The sequence below is a fragment of the Ferrovum myxofaciens genome (assembly GCF_000735045.1).
Taxonomy (GTDB): Bacteria; Pseudomonadota; Gammaproteobacteria; order Burkholderiales; family Ferrovaceae; genus Ferrovum; species Ferrovum myxofaciens.
In genome coordinates, this window is sequence record NZ_JPOQ01000250.1 from 1 (window position 1) to 903 (window position 903).

General features: G+C 51.4%; 1 protein-coding gene. It reads left to right on the forward strand.

Going from position 1 to position 903, the window contains the following annotated elements:
• Positions 1-193 precede the first annotated feature (193 nt).
• Positions 194-903 (forward strand): type IV toxin-antitoxin system AbiEi family antitoxin domain-containing protein (locus IV91_RS0113250; RefSeq protein WP_150112503.1); only part of this gene is annotated, 710 nt, incomplete at its 3' end.

A 903-nucleotide genomic window follows, 5' to 3' on the forward strand; every position in this document is an offset into this window, starting at 1 on the left:
CGGGGAGGATGTCAAAGAATTGATCGTATAACTGGTTGATTTTAAGTGTTCTGATTCAGGATTCTGGAACAGACTTTTTCAGTGTGCTGATATTCATGCTGACATATAAAATGGTGGGCGCTGATTAATAATCCACCTCCAATTCATAAGCAAAAACATTGCATATCTGTATTGTTTCGCATATGATTTGGAAATGACATCCCTTGACCAATTCATTGATGACCTGCTTCTCCATGGCCGTGCGTACTTCGACCGCGAAGAGGCGTTGTCTGCGGTCGAGCTGAAACAGGCGAGTCTGACCGCCGCGATCAGCCGGTTGGTGAAAAGACATCGGCTGGCTAACCCTCGCCATGGCTTCTATTTGATCCTGCGCGCCGAAGACCAAGCGACCGGCGCCCCCGATCCGGTTCGCTGGATTGATCCTTTGATGAAGCATCAGGGCATCGACTATCGCATCTCACTGCTGCGCGCCGCGGCCTTCCACGGTTCATCGCATCAAGCTGCCATGGTTTTTCAGGTGGTTGTGCCCAAGCAGTTGCGAGATTTCGAGATCGGTCGCCACCGCCTCCAGTTCCTTTATCAGTCGCCGATGGTTTTTGCAAAGCTCAATCAACCTGATTTTCTTAGGCAGATGAAGAGTGATGCCGGTTTTGCCCAAGTGGCTGGCGTTGAGTTGACGTTGCTGGACTGCGCACGCTATTTCCACAAGGCTTCTGGCATGAATGGGGTTGCGCAGATCGTCAAGGATATTGGGGCCAAAGCCAAACCTCCAGTGCTTGCCCAAGCGGCGGCTGATTACGAAAATTCATCTGTGCGTCGGCTTGGCTATTTACTTGAGCTTGCTGGTCATGTCCGTCAGGCTAACGCGCTGGAACCCTTTGTCAAAAAGGCCAAGACGGCGGT